This is a genomic window from Kushneria sp. EE4, assembly GCF_977968315.1.
The window spans coordinates 1,453,028-1,468,071 of record NZ_OZ386212.1 but is presented as its reverse complement, the minus strand read 5'-3'; the positions used below and the strand labels follow the sequence as shown (position 1 = coordinate 1,468,071).

Sequence of the window (15,044 nt, the reverse complement as noted above, 5' to 3'; positions counted from 1 at the left end):
CCGCTTATATGATGGTTCCATCCAACAGCTCTATAGAATAGAGCATGTCATGGGCAGGTGCTCATGGGCACAGTCCGGATGTGCCGATCGCGGCGCTGTCGCAACAGACAACACCGCGGGCGGCATGAACGTGCAAAAGCGCACGCATGAATTGTTATGGGCCTGCCGGTCGCATCAGGTCTGTAAATGCTCAGGCCGAGCGTGCCGGCAGGCGAAAGGCCATCTTGATCAGTTGGACGTTGTGGATGACGTGTCCAGTGACCAGTTGACCAGTACGCCGGCATCCACGCTGATGGTGCCCGGCGAGTAGCTGGCGCTGTCGGCCTGTTCGCTGCGCGCCGTGGCCATCATCATCGGTCGAAATACCGGTGACCGGGTTTCCTGAATGCGCTCGACGCCACCCAGTGATACCGACAGCGCCTTCGCCATCAGCTCTGCCTTGTGCTGAGCGCGTACCAGCGCCTTTTGAAGGGCCTGGTCCTCGACGCCTTCCTGGTCACTGACGTCGTAGCGAATGCCGGCCAGACGGTCGATACCGTTGGCAAACAGCGCATCGATGATATCGGGCAGCGTTGTCAGGTCATTGATGTCGATATCGATACTGCGCTCGATAACCACTCGTTCACGCGGGGCAGCGCCCTGATCGCGCTCCTGTGGCTGCTGTTCACTGTGCACGCTCAGATTGCCGGCATGAAGACGCTGGTTATCGATCCCCAGTTCGCGCAGCGCATCGATCAGATCGGTGCTGCGTTTTTCCAGCTGCCGGCGAGCCTCTGCGGCGGCCTCATTATCGCGTTCACCATTTCTTTCCACAAAAGGGGTCGCTTCGACGAGCACGGCGTTCAGGGTGGCACGGTCGGGCAGTACATCGATACTGGCCTCGGCCTGAACCTCGACCTGTCGGGCGGGAGGCGGCTGTGATGCCAGTGCGGGCATCACGGGCAGGCTCATGGCAACCAGTGTCAGAAACGTTTGAAGGCGCAGTGAAACGGACATCGGGTTGAGGCTCCATACAGGGCGCTTGGCGCAGGGAAAGAGTGATCGTGTCAGAACGAACCTGAAATAACCTCAGGGGACAATATCGTGTGAAATAGTAAAGAGGCTGTGGCATGAAGTACAACGCTCTTTACACGATACCCTTTGACAGACCCGGCGTGATGACGCTTAAAGGCTCGCTAAAAGGCCGCGTTGACGGGATGACATGTTTGCCTCATCGAAGCTGCAGGATCATGATGAACGTTATGGGCATTGCCCCAAACCCTCGTTTTTGATCGGTCAGGACGATACATCAGAATGCATGTGAGTAAACAATGGTTTGTCGGTCTGGCGCTGGGCGCGTTGTCAGTGTCGGCGCAGGCAGATATTACGGTACATGATATTGAAGGCCGCGACGTGGCGCTCGACAAGCCGGCAGAGCACATCGTGCTGGCTGAAGGGCGTCAGCTGATTGCGTTGTCGCTGCTGGACAAGGACCCGGCACACTGGCTGCTGGGATGGGGCAGCGACATGAAGCGCTCGCCCGAGCTTTATGACATCTATCGAAAGCGTGCGCCGGAACTTGATGCTCTGCCTATCGTGGGCGATGGCCCGGGCCCCGGCAGCATTTCGGTGGAAAGAATCATTTCGATGAATCCTGATGCGGTCGTATTAAGCCGTTCTCAGGTGCCGGTGTCTCAGGGTCAGGAGCTCATGAACCAGCTGGATGCAGCCGGTATTCCGGTCGTTTTTATCGATTTTGCCACTGACCCGCTGGATGACACCGTGCCCAGTCTGCGCGCGCTGGGAACGCTTCTGGGACGCGAGGATCAGGCCGAGCAGTTCATCAGCTTCTACGAGCAAAAGCGTGAGGCCGTGCTGGATCGGATCGAAAAGGATTCGAACGCCGACAGACCCACGGTCATGATCGAGGCCCATGCCGGCATGAACGAGTGCTGCAATTCACCCGGACAGGGCAGCTTTGACCATTTCGCCAGGCGTTTGAACGTGGACAATATCGGCGCTGATGTGCTCAAGGGCAGAATGGGCCGTCTTGATCCTCAATACGTGCTGACCCGCGACCCGGATGTCTATATTGCCACCGGTGGCGGCTATCTCAGGCGCGTCAACGGTTTGGTGCTGGGACCGGATGTCGATGACGCCGAGGCCGAGCAGTCCCTCAAACATATTCTGGAGCGCCCGCTGATCGGCCATTTGAGCGCTGTGGAAAACGGCCGGGTACACGGTTTGTATCATCACCTGATCAACACGCCGCTCAACATTTTAGTGCTCGAGCAGATGGCCAAATGGAGCTATCCCGATCGATTCGAAGACATCGATGCGCACCAGACCCTTGATGAGATCAACGAACACTACATCAGCGACCCGTTCACCGGAACGCTCTGGATTGACCTGAAAGGATAAGACCGCTGCCCGCTGGCGGGCAGCCTGTCATATGGAGAAGGGCGTCAGTAATCGATGCCGCGTCGTGCCTTCAATCCGTTGTTGAAGGCATGACGGGTCTCCTGCATTTCGGTAATGGTGTCCGCCATGGCCAGCAGTTCGCGGTGCGCGTTGCGACCGGTCACGATGACGGTCTGCTCGACCGGGCGTGCATTGATTGCCTGTTTGACCGTCTCGATGTCGAGATAGCCGAATTTCAGCATGTAGGTGATCTCATCGAGTACCACCAGATAGACCGCCGGGTCGGCCAGCATCCGGCTGGCATCCTGCCAGACCGCTTCACAGGCCTGCCGGTCGGTCTCGCGGTTTTGTGTGTCCCACGTAAATCCGGTGCCCATGGTGGCCACCTGCAGATTCGGATCCTCCTCCAGTCGTGCCCGCTCGCCGCACTCCCACTCGCCCTTGATGAACTGGATCACGCCCACGCCGTAGCCGTAGCCCAGCGCGCGGGTCACCATGCCCCAGGCCGAGGTGGTCTTGCCCTTGCCGTTGCCGGTCAGAATCAGCAGCTGCCCGCGCTCTTCACTGGCATCGGCCACCCGCTCATCCACGTGGCTTTTCAGCTTTTCCATGGCGCGCTGATGGCGCGCCTGGCGTTGGTCGTCATTGCTCATGTCAGGGTGTCCTGTGGTGAAAACGAATGGTTGAGGGCCATGGTCCTACATTGACAGAAACAGGCCCGCAAGCGAGGCGCTCATCAGATTGGACAGCGTGCCGGCAAGAATCGCTTTCGGCCCCAGTCGGGCCACATCGCCGCGCCGCGAGGGGGCCATGACGGCCAGCCCGCCCATCAAAATGGCAATCGAGGAGATATTGGCAAAGCCACACAGCGCAAAGGTGATAATCGCGCGGGTGTGTTCACTGAGATTGCCCTCAAAGCCGGTAAAGGAGGCAAAGGCGACGAACTCGTTGAGAATCGTTTTCTGACCGATGAAGTTGCCGGCGGCCACGGCCTCTGACCAGGGCACGCCGATCAGCCAGGCCACCGGAGAGAAGATGTAGCCCAGAATCAGCTGCAACGTGAGATCTTCAAACCCGAACAGTCCGCCGATGCCGGTCAAAATGGCGTTGGCCAGCGCAATCAGACTGACAAATGCCAGCAGCATGCCGCCTACGTTAAGCGCCAGCTGTACACCGGTGCTGGCGCCGGTCGCCGCGGCATCGATGACGTTGGCCAGCTTCTCCTCGTTTTCCGCCGTTGACACATTGGTGTCGTGTTTGGGGGTCTCGGTTTCCGGCAGCATCATCTTGGCCATCAAAAGACCGCCGGGGGCCGACATGAATGACGCCGCGATCAGATATTGAAGATCCACGCCCATGGCGGCGTAGCCGGCCAGCACGCCGCCGGCGACGCTTGCCAGACCGCCGACCATGACGGCGAAAAGCTCCGAGCGGGTCATGTTGGCAATAAAGGGGCGGATGACCAGTGGCGCTTCTGTCTGACCGACAAAGATGTTGGCGGCCGCGGACAAAGATTCCGGTCGGCTGGTGCCCATCAGTTTCTGGATACCGCCACCCAGAATGTTGATGATCCAGCGCATGATGCCCAGGTAATACAGTACCGACACTAACGATGAGAAAAAGACAATGACCGAGAGCACCTGGATGGCAAAGATAAAGCCATTGTCACCGCCGGCCAGTGAGCCGAAAAGAAACTCGATGCCGTCGCCGGCACTGTCGATGACCGCCTGAACACCGCCGGACATGCCCAGCAGGACGGTCTGGCCCACCGGGACATAAAGAACGAACAGGGCAAAGCCGGCCTGTAGCACAAAGGCCCAGAACACGGTGCGTAGACGAATGGCGCGGCGATTTTCGGAAAAGATAAAGGCGACCGCCAGCACGAACACGATGCCGACCAGTCCCATCAGAATTTGCATGATCAGCAACTCCTGGTATGTATTGTTGATTGTTCCAGGCAACAACGCGCTCTTGTATCGCCCGGGCGATATGGCGCACACCTTACCAGATTGAGCCCTGAGCGCACGGGCCCTGACCGGCATGGGCGACCGCCCCTCCGCATGGCCTGTCATTATGGCCGGATTTGAAATTTGAATATACCTGAAGGTTATGGATTGGTAGGGTGGTCAGCTTTGCTATCAAACGGTGATCCCACTTCATGTCCTCATCCGACTCCGCTCGAGTGCTCGGTCAACGTATCGTGTTTGCGCTTAGTGGCGGCCTGCTTGTGCTGTTTGTGGCTGCAGCACTGATCGATATCGATACGGTCAGCAGCTGGATCGATACAGCTTTTGGCTGGTCAACCCACTGGTTTGGTGCCTACTGGCAGCTATGGATGCTGCTCAATCTCGTGATTGCCCTGGCACTGGCGCTGACGCGCTACGGCGATGTGCGCCTGGGCGGCAACGACAGTGAAGTCACCATGTCGACCTTTAACTGGCACGCCGTGATTCTCTGCGCGTTGCTGGGCGGCGGCGGGGTGTTCTGGTCCACGGCCGAGCCGATCTATCATTTCATGTCGACACCGCCGGCCTTTGACGGCGTAGAAAGCGGCACTGTCGAGGCCGTCGGCCCGGCGCTGGCACAGGGCTTTTTCCACTGGGGCTTCAGCGCGTGGGCCTGTCTGGGCACGCTCTCGGCGCTGGTCATGATCCATGCGCACTACCACGGCGGCATTCGTCTGCGCCCGCGGGCACTGCTGTACCCCTTTCTGGGGCAGAAAGTGGAAACCCACTGGCTGGGTATCGTGGCCGATGTGATCTGCATTCTGGGCGTGGCAGCCGGTACCATCGGGCCCATCGGCTTTCTGGCGACCCAGCTTGCCTACTCCTTCAACACGCTGTTTGGCTGGGCCGACAGCTATAGCCTGCAGCTGGCCATTCTTGGCGGACTGGTCGTGATCTATACGCTGTCAGCGGCCACCGGGCTCTCCCGCGGCATTCAGTGGCTGTCCAACTGCAATGTCTGGATCGTGCTGTCGCTGTTTGTGCTGATCATGGTGGCGGGACCGGGTACGTTCATCGTGCACTCCATGATGGAAGGCTTTGCCAGCTATCTGAATCACTTCATTGATCTGTCGCTGGTGCGTGGCAGCGACAATGAGGCGTGGCTCGGGCAGTGGACGCTTTTCTTCTGGGGCTGGTTCATCAGCTTCGTGCCCTCCATGGCGATGTTTGTGGCCCGCATTTCGAAAGGCCGTACCCTGCGCGAGCTGGTCATCGCGCTGGCCATTACCGCCCCGGTGGCCACCAATATCTGGTTTGCCACTCTGGGTGGTTCGGGCATTTTCTACGAGCTTCAAAATCCCGGCAGTGTTTCGGACTCCCTGACTGCCGGTGGATTGCCTGCCGCGCTTTTGGCAGTGACCAGCCAGCTGCCGCTGTCGTTTATCATCGTGCCGGCCTTTTTGCTGCTGACCACTATCTTTGTGGCCACGACCGGTGACTCCATGGCCTATGCCATCGCCATGTCGGTCACCGGCGATGCCCAGCCATCGGCGTTTGTCCGTATCTTCTGGGCCATCTCCTTTGGTGTGGTCGCGGCGCTGCTGCTGATGATGGGAGAGGGCGGTATCAGTGCGCTACAGTCCGTCATCGTCATTGCAGCCGTGCCGGTATCCCTGCTGCTGCTGCCGCTACTGTGGACCGGGCCGAGAGCGGCCTATGCCATGGCCCGTGAGCAGGGCATCGCGACCGAAAAACGCCCCGCCGACAAGCAGGGATGATGCGCGTGCCCTCGGGCACCAATGAAAAAAGCCTCGCAATTGCGAGGCTTTTTTTATGGCAGGGCCAGTGGGTTATCGAAGGACAACGTTCATGAGGGCAGGCGACCGGGATTGCTGCTGTCACTGCGTCCCGGCGCCACGCGCTGCTCCTCGCGAGCGCGCTCTTCCCGCTCGCCGGGCTGCATTTCCGGGGAATCCGGGTAGATCAGACTGATCACCCGCTCACCTGCCCGGGGTGCCAGCGTCACGTCGGTGTGCACCACGCGCAGCCGGCCGTTGGCCGCCACGCAAAACAAGGGCATCAGCCGGTGGTTGTGAATGCGGCGATACTCTTCAAGGCCGAAGCTGTCGGTCATTTTCGCCACCCGGATTTCAGCACCGCCTGCTACCAGACTGGCCAGCTTGGCAAAGGTGGCCTCGTCATTGAAAAGCCGCGGTAGATGCCCCAGCGCCCGGTCCTGCTGACGCTTGGCATGCTTGCTCGACTCTTCGGCCAGTCGAAAGACATTGCCGTGACCGAGCATATGCTCAAAGTGCAGCGCCGCCAGGTTGTTGAGCTCGCGGTAGGGCGACAGCGGCAGCAACCGACCGATGCCGGTCAGCTCCAGATGCTGGGTGGCATGTTCCGACAGCGGATTGCCGTAATAGACCGGCAGGCCCGCCATGCGCGCTTCCTGAACGGCGTCCCAGCTGGTGTCGGTCAGACGCACGGTCCAGCCCATGGTCATCAGCTCGCTGGCAATGGCGCGGGCGACCGGGTTGGCCCCGATAATGAGAAAGCCGGTGGGCTCGGGCTCGTTGACCTTGAGCGCCTTGACGATGGGCTTTGAAAACAGACTCTGAATGACCACGGTGCCGATGATGACCAGAAAGGTGATGGGCACCAGCATCTCGGCGCCTTCCACACCGGCCTGTTCGAGCTTGATGGCAAACAGCGAGGCCACCGCTGCGGCCACGATGCCGCGGGGCGACAGCCAGGCCAGCAGGGCCTTTTCACGCCAGTGAAGCTCGGTACCGATGGTGCAGATCCAGACGGTAATGGGACGGGCCACAAACATGAGCACGCCCAGAAACACCCAGGCCGGCCAGTTCAGGGTCATCAGCTGCTCGGTGGTGATGCGCGCGGCCAGCAGGATGAACAGCCCCGAGACCAGCAAAACGGTCAGCGTTTCCTTGAATTCGATGATCGGGCGGACCGGGATCCCGCGCATGTTGGCCATCCAGATGCCCATGACGGTCACGGTCAAAAGCCCCGACTCTTCAAACAGCGCGTTGGAGCCGGCAAAGAGGGTCAGCATGATCATCAGGGTGCCGAAGTTGTGCAACCGCTGCGGCAGCCAGTGATGACGCAGGATAAGGCCCCAGAGCCAGCCCCCCAGCGCCCCCAGCCCGAAGCCAAGGCCGACGGTCTGGGCAAACAGCAACACGGTGTGTGATGCCGCGCCGTTTTCCTGACCCAGCGCCACGAACTCATAGATCAAAACGGCCAGCAGGGCCCCGACCGGATCAACCAGGATGCCTTCCCAGCGCAGGATCTGGGAAAGATTGGCCTTGGCGCGCAGCGTCTGCAGCAGCGGAATCACCACGGTCGGGCCGGTTACGACCAGCAGCCCGCCCAGAACGGCGGCAATCTCGAGCGGCATGTTCAAAAGCCACCAGGCGGCCACGGTGCCGATCAGGCCCGTAATGACCACCCCCCAGGTGATCAGGCGAATCACGGTACGGCCATGGCCGCGCAAATCCTCATAGTTGAGCGTGAGACTGCCCTCAAAGAGGATCACCGCCACGGACAGCGAGACCAGCGGAAACAAAAGATCGCCCAGAATGGCATCCGGGTTCAGCCAGCCGGTGACGGGGCCGGCAATCAGACCGACAATCAAAAGGGGCAAAATGGCAGGCAGGTGAACCCGCCACGCCGCCCATTGACACATCAGGGACAGCAGGCCGATCAGGGCCAGATAGAGCGCAGCGTGTTCCATGCAGGAAGATTCCGATAGGGGTCGATAAGGGGGCGCAGCCTAGACGCAGGCGATGGCCGTTGCAATGGGGGGTGAAAGGGGCCGCCTTAAGGTGGCGGCCATTGATCGTCAGAGTGACGCTTTTTGATGTCGAAGATGCGACAAAAGGGCCTGCAGGGGGTGCTCAAGCGCCACGTCGGAAAAGCGCCGAGCCTGGCTTCGACAGGAGTAGCCGGTGGCCAGCAGCCGGGTCATGTCATCACCGGCTTCCACGAGCGGCTGCCAGGACTGGCTGTAAATGATACGCGACGTTGCCAGATTGCGCGTCTCATGTCCGTAGGTGCCGGACATGCCGCAGCAGCCGGTGGGCACCAGTTCCAGTTCCAGACCGAAAGCGGTAAAGATCTGCTGCCAGGCCTTCGCGCTGCCGGGGGCATTGGTCTTTTCGGTGCAGTGGCTCAAAAGCCGATAGCGAACGCTCGACTCCAATGATGCATTGTTGGGTGCCGGCGCCAGTGACCCGGCCATGGAGAGAAGCCATTCTTGGGGCAGCAGCACCTCGGGTACAGCGCCCTTGCCCAGCGTGTCGACATATTCCTGACGGTAGGTCAGGGTCATGGCCGGGTCGAGCCCCACCAGCGGCACCTCAAGACGCGCCAGCGCTCGAAGCTGGTCGGCCTGTTGCTGTGCGGCCTTTTTAAAGGCACCCATGAAGCCCTGTACGTGCATGGGTTTGCCGTTGGGCCGGTAGGGCGCCACAAACACGCGAATCCCTAAAAGGCTCAGACACTCGACAAACTCACGAGCCACGCGGGCATCAAACCAGGAGGTGAAGGCGTCCTGAATCAGGACAACACTGCGCGCCTTTTGCGCCTCGCTCAAAAGCCCGAGCGCCACCGGGGTCGCCTCGGCAATGCCCCAGGCATCAAGCTGTTTGTGGAAGTCGCTGTGCGAAAAGCTCGGGGCATCCACCATGCCGATCCAGCGCGCCATGACGTGCTGAACCGGCCTTTGACGCAGCAGCGCATTGTACAGCGGCGCTACCGGTTTGAGCCGGGGCATGAGAGTTTCCATGCGCCCAATCAGGTGGTCTCGCAGCGGCCGGACACGCCGGCCATGGTAGAGCTCCAGAAAGCGGCTGCGAAAATCCGGCACGTTGACCCGTACCGGACACTGCCCGGCGCAGGACTTGCACGCCAGACAGCCGGCCATGGCCTCGTGGACTTCATCGGAGAAGCGATCCTCCCCCTTGAGCGTACGGCGCAGTCGTGCCGGCAGCGTTTTAAGTCGCTGAAACGTTCCGGCCTGGCGCAGCTCCTGCGCCTCGACCAGTACGTCATGGCCGGCTGCCTGCTCGCGTCGCAGCCATTCACGCATCAGGCTGGCGCGCCCCTTGGGCGAGTGAATGCGCTCGCGTGTGGCCTTCCACGACGGACACATGGCGTCGTTGGGGTCGTAGTTGTAGCAGGCACCGTTGCCGTTGCAGTAGACCGCACTGTGATAGCTCTGCCAGACCCGCTCATCGATGGTGCGATCCAGCTCGCCGCGCGTGGTCACGTCATCCACGGTGAGCAGGGTGGCATCGCTTGCCGGCGGCGTGGCGATCTTGCCGGGATTGAGCTGGTTTTTCGGGTCGAAGGCCCCCTTGAGCTGCTGCAGTGCCGGGTAGAGCTCGCCGAAAAAGGCCGGTGTGTATTCCGAGCGGATGCCCTTGCCGTGCTCACCCCATAGCAGCCCGCCGTAACGCTGGGTCAGCGCGACGACCTCGTCAGAAAGCGGGCGAATCAGGGCCGCCTGCTCGGGGTCTTTCATGTCGATGGCAGGGCGAACGTGCAGCACGCCCGCGTCGACATGACCGAACATGCCGTATTCAAGACCGTAGCCATCGAGCAGGGCGCGAAACTCGCTGATGTAATCGGCCAGCTGCTCGGGTGGGACGGCGGTGTCCTCGATAAACGGGATCGGGCGCTTCTCGCCACTGACGTTGCCCAGAAGGCCGACGGCACGTTTTCGCATGCCGTAGACCGTTGTAATGCGCTCGCGGCCCCAGGCGATGGTATGGCCCAGGCGCTCAACGTCCCGGTTGTTTTCCAGTGCCTGTGTGAAGCGCTCGACGCGGCGCTTGAGCGACGCTTCATCGTTGTCGTTGAACTCCACCAGATTGATGCCGCGCACCGGCGGGGCGTTCTCCTCACCGGCGGGGAAATATTCCGCCACGCCATCCCAGACGATGTCTTCCATGGCGAGCATCAAAACGCGGTCGTCGATGGTTTCGATCGAGGTGGGGGCATCCGGGCTGTCATCGTTGCCCATCAGGGCGCGGGCATCGCGCAGGGCGTCCATGAAGCCCGGATAGCGCACGTTGATCAGCGCCGAATATTTCGGCAGCGGCAGCACGTTGAGGGTGGCCTCGATCAGAAAGCTCAGCGACCCTTCGCTGCCACACAGCACGCTGTTGAGATCGAAACGCCCGTCCTCGGTGCGCAGGTGCGCCAGGTCATAGCCGGTCAGGCTGCGGTTAAGCGGCGGGAAAACACGCTCGATCTGCTCCTGGCGGGTATCGATGATCTCACGCGCGCAGCGGTGCACCTCGCCGATACGGTCCGGACGTTCGCACTGCACCTTGAGTGCGTCGTCATCAAGCACTCGGCTGGTAAAGCGCTCGCCGCCGAGCAGGGCAACCTCCAGCTCAAGCACGTGATGGCGGGTCTTGCCATAGGCGCGCGAGCCCTGACCGCAGGCGTCGGTGCTGATCATGCCGCCGATGGTGGCGCGGTTGGAGGTTGAAAGCTCGGGCGCAAAGAAAAGCCCAAAAGGTTTGAGCGCGGCATTGAGCTGGTCCTTGACCACGCCGGCCTGAACGCGCACGCGGCGGTTGTCCGCGTCGATATCGATGATGTGATGCATGTAGCGGGTGACATCCACCACCAGGCCATCGGTCAGGGACTGCCCGTTGGTGCCGGTGCCGCCGCCGCGCGGGGCCAGCACGATCTCATGAAAGGTTGTTTCACCGGCCAGCCCGGCCAGCAGAGTGACGTCATCGGCGTCACGCGGATAGATCACGGCCCGGGGCAGGCGCTGATAGATTGAATTATCGGTGGCCAGTACCACGCGGCTGGCATCATCCGCGGCGATATCGCCCTTGAAGCCGCGGGCATTCAGGGTGTCAAGAAAGTGCTGATAGCGCTGCTCGAGCGTTGAAGTCTGAAGCTGTTCGGTCATGGTCAAGTCTTGCGGCCAGGGTCTGTCAAAAGCGTGCGATTGTCCTGCGCCGTCGCATCAGGCGTCAGGCGGTTGTGCTGGTGCTGTTTCATGGCAGGGGGCGGTCGCCATTGTGGCCTGGTATGCGCATAATGCACTGGCCGTTATACAGCTGCGGCAGATAAAGTGTTTCGGTCGGCTGCCGGCCAATAGTGTCGGGCAGCGTTATTTTTTACAATGTGTTCCTTGAATCTTGATTCCGCCTCGTTGACCGACGACCGGCGGACATTATTGTCACGAACCGACAGGATAGTCATGCTCGATCCCAAACTGCTGCGCAGCGACCCTGATGGCGTTGCCGCAAGCCTTGCCCGCCGCGGCTATGCCCTTGATGTTGACCGGGTCCGGGCGCTGGAGTCACGTCGACGTGAGCTTCAAACGCGCACCGAAGAGCTTCAAAACGAGCGCAATACCCGTTCCAAGGAGATCGGGCAGGCCAAGGCGCGCGGCGAGGATATCGAGCCGTTGCTGGCAAGTGTTGGCAATCTGGGTGATGAGCTCGACAGCGCCAGCCGTGAACTCGCCGGCGTGCAGGCCGAGTTTGAAGAGATCGCCACCGCCATTCCCAATCTGCCCCATGACAGCGTCCCTGACGGGCAGGATGAGGAAGACAACGTCGAACTGCATCGCTGGGGCACGCCCCGGGAGTTCGATTTTACCGTGCGCGATCACACTGACCTGGGCGGTCTGCACGGCTATCTCGACTTTGAGCTGGCCACCAAGATTACCGGCTCGCGCTTTGCCGTGATGCGCGGGCCCATCGCCCGGCTGCATCGTGCGCTGGCGCAGTTCATGCTCGACAAGCAGACGCTCGATCACGGCTATGAAGAAGTGGCCGTGCCCTACATCGTCAATCGCGATTCGCTGTTCGGGACCGGGCAGCTGCCCAAGTTCGGCGATGATCTTTTCAAACTGGAAGGCGAGCAGGAGTATTACCTGATCCCGACCGCCGAGGTGCCGCTGAGCAACATCGTGCGTGACGAGATTCTCGACAGCGCACAGCTGCCGCTGCGCATGACCGCGCATACCCCCTGCTATCGCAGCGAGGCGGGTGCCTATGGTCGCGACACCCGCGGCATGATTCGCCAGCACCAGTTCGACAAGGTCGAGATGGTACAGGTGGTCGACCCCGAGCACTCCTATGAAGCGCTCGAGGAGATGCGCGGCCACGCCGAGGCGATTTTGCAGGCGCTGGAGCTGCCGTATCGAGTGGTAACGCTGTGCACCGGCGATATGGGCTTTGGTGCAACCAAGACCTATGACATTGAAGTGTGGCTGCCCAGTCAGAATACCTTTCGCGAAATCTCTTCGGTCTCCAATACGGAAGATTTCCAGGCGCGGCGCATGCATGCCCGCTTTCGCGCGCCGGGTCAGAAAAAGCCGACTCTGGTGCACACGCTCAACGGCTCGGGACTGGCGGTCGGGCGCTGTCTGCTGGCGCTGATGGAAAATCATCAGCAGGCTGATGGTTCGATCACGGTGCCCGAAGTGCTTCGTCCCTGGATGGGTGGCGCCGAGCGTATCAACCAGCCGTAACGGTGCGCGCGTCGGCAGTTGATGTCGACGCGCCCTGTCATCAAGCGATAACGACAACTCTCAGAGCGCTTATGGAACTGCTTTCTCTTCAGTTTGATCCTCGTCATCTGGATGCCCATCTCATCGGCGCCGGTCAGGCTGCGCTGACGATGGCGCGTCAGTTCTGCGGACTTGAACTGGCCCTGACCCTGCACGGTGAGATGATGCCGGCTCTGACGACGTTGGCACAGGAACAGGGCTGGCACTGCGTGGCGCAGATGCCGGAAACCGGTCAGCTCTGGATCGTGGCTACCGGCAGCGAGGCCGAGGATGCGCGCTGGGCAGACAGGGCGCAAGAGCGTGGTATCGGCGTCTACGTGCCGGCCTGTCCGGAGCGTTCCACCGTGCGCCTGCCGGCTCGCACCCAGGCGCTGGCGCCCGAAACGCCCAGCGCCTTGCGGCGTGGCCATGTCTCTCTGGTGGGCGCAGGCCCGGGCGATCCGGGACTTTTGACTCTGCGCGCGCTGGAGCGATTGCAGGAGGCGGATGTTGTCATTCATGACCGGCTGGTAAGTCCGGAGATTCTGGCGCTTGCCAACCCGCAGGCGCGGCGTTTGTATGTCGGCAAGGCCCGCTCGGCCCACAGCGTGCCGCAGGAAGGCATCAATCAGTCGCTGGTGGATTGGGCGCGTGGTGGGTATCGCGTTGTGCGGCTGAAAGGAGGGGATCCCTTCATTTTTGGTCGTGGCGGAGAAGAACTGCAGGCGCTGGCGGAGGCAAAACTTTCCTTTGAGGTGGTGCCCGGTATCACGGCGGCGACCGGTATTTCCGCCTACACGGGCATTCCGCTGACGCATCGCGATCATGCCCAGTCGGTGCGTTTTGTCACCGGTCATCTGCGAAACGGCAGCTGCGATCTTGACTGGCAGACGCTGGCGGCCCCCGGTCAGACGCTGGTCTTTTATATGGGGCTGGGCACGCTTGACACCCTTTGCCGGCAGCTGACTCAACACGGCCTGTCGGCGTCCACGCCCATCGCACTGGTGGAGCAGGGCACGACGGCCAGACAGCGTCTTCACACCGGAACACTTGAAGACCTGCCGGGCCGCCTTTGTGATCTAAAGGCCGCACCACCGACCCTGATTATCGTGGGCGACGTTGTAACCCTGCATGACACGCTGGGCTGGTTTGCCACGCAAACGGCCAGAAGTCTGGGGTGGGAAAGCGGCAAGCATCCTTCACCGCTGTCACTGGCAGACAGTCGTTGATGCCATCAGCGCAAAAAGGAGAGATCGAACGTCGGAAAGGGCATGGGGATGTTTTGCATGTAGCCAATCACCAGCGCCAGCACGATGGGGCTGAACAAAGCGCACAGGGTCAGCACCAGCCAGTTGAAGCGTTCATACCACAGCACATTGCGGTATCGGCGGTTGGAGGCCAGTGGGTTACGCAGTGAGCGATATCCCATCGGCAGCGTTTCTTCCGGGCTCTCGTCGTCGGTCACATTGTTATCCTGTTGCATCATCAGGACACCATCTGCGCCTGAATCAATGAGTCGATCAATACCTCCTCGCCTGTCTCCGGTCGTGTCACGCGCAAAATGATAAAGGCGGTACGGTGTGCGGATTCAAACGTGTTCCACGCCTCGTCGGGACACGTCAGAAAGGATTCCATCCAGCGTGATGCCCATGCCTGACAGGGCGTGTGGTGTTCCGGATAGCAGGGGTGGGTCATCACGGGCACTCCCTTGTAAACGATAGAGGTTTTGACAGTGTATCCCGTGATAGCGTTTCAGCGAATGCCGCTGTCACGATTATTGTCTGCTGTACCGGAAGAGCGTGTGGTGGATGTCGCGCTGCGCTGCTGGTAGCTGCGTTTTTCTTCGCGCAGATGACGCTGCGATTGGCGCAGCTGTTGCTGTTGCAGAGCGCGCTCGCCATGAGAGGTCGTTTGCTGACTGCGCAGGCTGGATTTCTGGCGATTGACGTCGGCTTCGCGGGACTGAATGCGCGAGTGCTGCTGAGCGCGCTCGAAGCGTTGCTGCGCGTCGCTATTGGCGCGCTCCTGTGAGGCGGCAATGCCCTGTGATGTGCCCGCTGCCAGCAACACCGCGGCGAACAGGGAAAGAAGACCCATGCGATAACAATGCATGCTGATACTCCTGTTGTCGGACACGGGGTGTACCA

Annotated in this window: 12 protein-coding genes; 4 read left to right on the top strand and 8 right to left on the bottom strand. The window is 60.9% G+C overall.

Annotated elements, in window-relative coordinates:
* Nucleotides 1–228: 228 nt before the first annotated feature.
* Nucleotides 229–996 (bottom strand): SIMPL domain-containing protein, encoded by a 768-nt coding sequence (locus ACXMYO_RS06770; RefSeq protein WP_457808198.1) that lies wholly within the window; start codon nt 994–996, stop codon nt 229–231.
* Between the two features lie 303 nt (nt 997–1,299).
* On the opposite strand from ACXMYO_RS06770, the gene ACXMYO_RS06765 reads away from it, so the two are divergent.
* Nucleotides 1,300–2,400, top strand: coding sequence for an ABC transporter substrate-binding protein (locus ACXMYO_RS06765; RefSeq protein ID WP_457808197.1), 1,101 nt, complete (start codon nt 1,300–1,302; stop codon nt 2,398–2,400).
* Nucleotides 2,401–2,444: 44 nt separating this feature from the next.
* Here ACXMYO_RS06765 and cobO read toward each other — a convergent pair whose 3' ends face one another.
* Both cobO and ACXMYO_RS06755 read right to left on the bottom strand, forming a co-directional pair.
* A complete protein-coding gene (cobO, locus tag ACXMYO_RS06760; protein ID WP_457808196.1) occupies nt 2,445–3,053 on the bottom strand; it encodes a cob(I)yrinic acid a,c-diamide adenosyltransferase in 609 nt (202 codons plus the stop codon).
* A gap of 45 nt (nt 3,054–3,098) precedes the next feature.
* Entirely contained in the window at nt 3,099–4,319 is a 1,221-nt protein-coding gene (locus ACXMYO_RS06755; protein ID WP_438767661.1) for a NupC/NupG family nucleoside CNT transporter, read from the bottom strand.
* A 239-nt stretch (nt 4,320–4,558) separates the two neighbouring features.
* Here ACXMYO_RS06755 and ACXMYO_RS06750 point away from each other — a divergent pair, with 239 nt between their 5' ends.
* Nucleotides 4,559–6,124, top strand: coding sequence for a BCCT family transporter (locus tag ACXMYO_RS06750; protein ID WP_438767659.1), 1,566 nt, complete (start codon nt 4,559–4,561; stop codon nt 6,122–6,124).
* A gap of 89 nt (nt 6,125–6,213) precedes the next feature.
* Here ACXMYO_RS06750 and ACXMYO_RS06745 read toward each other — a convergent pair whose 3' ends face one another.
* On the bottom strand, nt 6,214–8,103 hold the full coding sequence (locus ACXMYO_RS06745; protein ID WP_457808195.1) for a cation:proton antiporter: 1,890 nt from the start codon (nt 8,101–8,103) through the stop codon (nt 6,214–6,216).
* Between the two features lie 108 nt (nt 8,104–8,211).
* Nucleotides 8,212–11,304 carry a D-2-hydroxyglutarate dehydrogenase YdiJ gene (gene ydiJ, locus ACXMYO_RS06740; RefSeq protein WP_457808194.1) on the bottom strand — a complete coding sequence of 1,031 codons (3,093 nt, stop codon included), beginning with the start codon at nt 11,302–11,304 and terminating at the stop codon, nt 8,212–8,214.
* 294 nt (nt 11,305–11,598) lie between these two features.
* On the opposite strand from ydiJ, the gene serS reads away from it, so the two are divergent.
* Both serS and cobA read left to right on the top strand, forming a co-directional pair.
* Nucleotides 11,599–12,879, top strand: a complete 1,281-nt coding sequence (gene serS / locus ACXMYO_RS06735) for a serine--tRNA ligase (protein ID WP_438767654.1) — start codon at nt 11,599–11,601, stop codon at nt 12,877–12,879.
* A 71-nt stretch (nt 12,880–12,950) separates the two neighbouring features.
* Nucleotides 12,951–14,126, top strand: coding sequence for a uroporphyrinogen-III C-methyltransferase (gene cobA / locus ACXMYO_RS06730; RefSeq protein ID WP_457808193.1), 1,176 nt, complete (start codon nt 12,951–12,953; stop codon nt 14,124–14,126).
* Between the two features lie 5 nt (nt 14,127–14,131).
* Here cobA and ACXMYO_RS06725 read toward each other — a convergent pair whose 3' ends face one another.
* The 3 genes from ACXMYO_RS06725 to ACXMYO_RS06715 are packed head-to-tail and all read right to left on the bottom strand — an operon-like array spanning nt 14,132 to nt 15,009.
* Nucleotides 14,132–14,383 carry a hypothetical protein gene (locus ACXMYO_RS06725; RefSeq protein WP_438767651.1) on the bottom strand — a complete coding sequence of 84 codons (252 nt, stop codon included), beginning with the start codon at nt 14,381–14,383 and terminating at the stop codon, nt 14,132–14,134.
* Nucleotides 14,383–14,595 (bottom strand): hypothetical protein, encoded by a 213-nt coding sequence (locus tag ACXMYO_RS06720; protein ID WP_457808192.1) that lies wholly within the window; start codon nt 14,593–14,595, stop codon nt 14,383–14,385. The genes ACXMYO_RS06725 and ACXMYO_RS06720 overlap by 1 nt, the downstream gene beginning before the upstream one ends.
* A 54-nt stretch (nt 14,596–14,649) precedes the next feature.
* A complete protein-coding gene (locus ACXMYO_RS06715) occupies nt 14,650–15,009 on the bottom strand; it encodes a hypothetical protein (protein WP_438767647.1) in 360 nt (119 codons plus the stop codon).
* Between the last annotated feature and the right edge of the window lie 35 nt (nt 15,010–15,044).

Bases quoted from the DNA above. Each gene is read 5' to 3' on its own strand.
- ACXMYO_RS06770 (WP_457808198.1), bottom strand. From the start codon at position 996: ATGTCCGTTTCACTGCGCCTTCAAACGTTTCTGACACTGGTTGCCATG.
- cobO (WP_457808196.1), bottom strand. From the start codon at position 3,053: ATGAGCAATGACGACCAACGCCAGGCGCGCCATCAGCGCGCCATGGAA.
- ACXMYO_RS06755 (WP_438767661.1), bottom strand. From the start codon at position 4,319: ATGCAAATTCTGATGGGACTGGTCGGCATCGTGTTCGTGCTGGCGGTC.
- ACXMYO_RS06750 (WP_438767659.1), top strand. From the start codon at position 4,559: ATGTCCTCATCCGACTCCGCTCGAGTGCTCGGTCAACGTATCGTGTTT.
- ACXMYO_RS06745 (WP_457808195.1), bottom strand. From the start codon at position 8,103: ATGGAACACGCTGCGCTCTATCTGGCCCTGATCGGCCTGCTGTCCCTG.
- ydiJ (WP_457808194.1), bottom strand. From the start codon at position 11,304: ATGACCGAACAGCTTCAGACTTCAACGCTCGAGCAGCGCTATCAGCAC.
- serS (WP_438767654.1), top strand. From the start codon at position 11,599: ATGCTCGATCCCAAACTGCTGCGCAGCGACCCTGATGGCGTTGCCGCA.
- cobA (WP_457808193.1), top strand. From the start codon at position 12,951: ATGGAACTGCTTTCTCTTCAGTTTGATCCTCGTCATCTGGATGCCCAT.
- ACXMYO_RS06725 (WP_438767651.1), bottom strand. From the start codon at position 14,383: ATGATGCAACAGGATAACAATGTGACCGACGACGAGAGCCCGGAAGAA.
- ACXMYO_RS06715 (WP_438767647.1), bottom strand. From the start codon at position 15,009: ATGCATTGTTATCGCATGGGTCTTCTTTCCCTGTTCGCCGCGGTGTTG.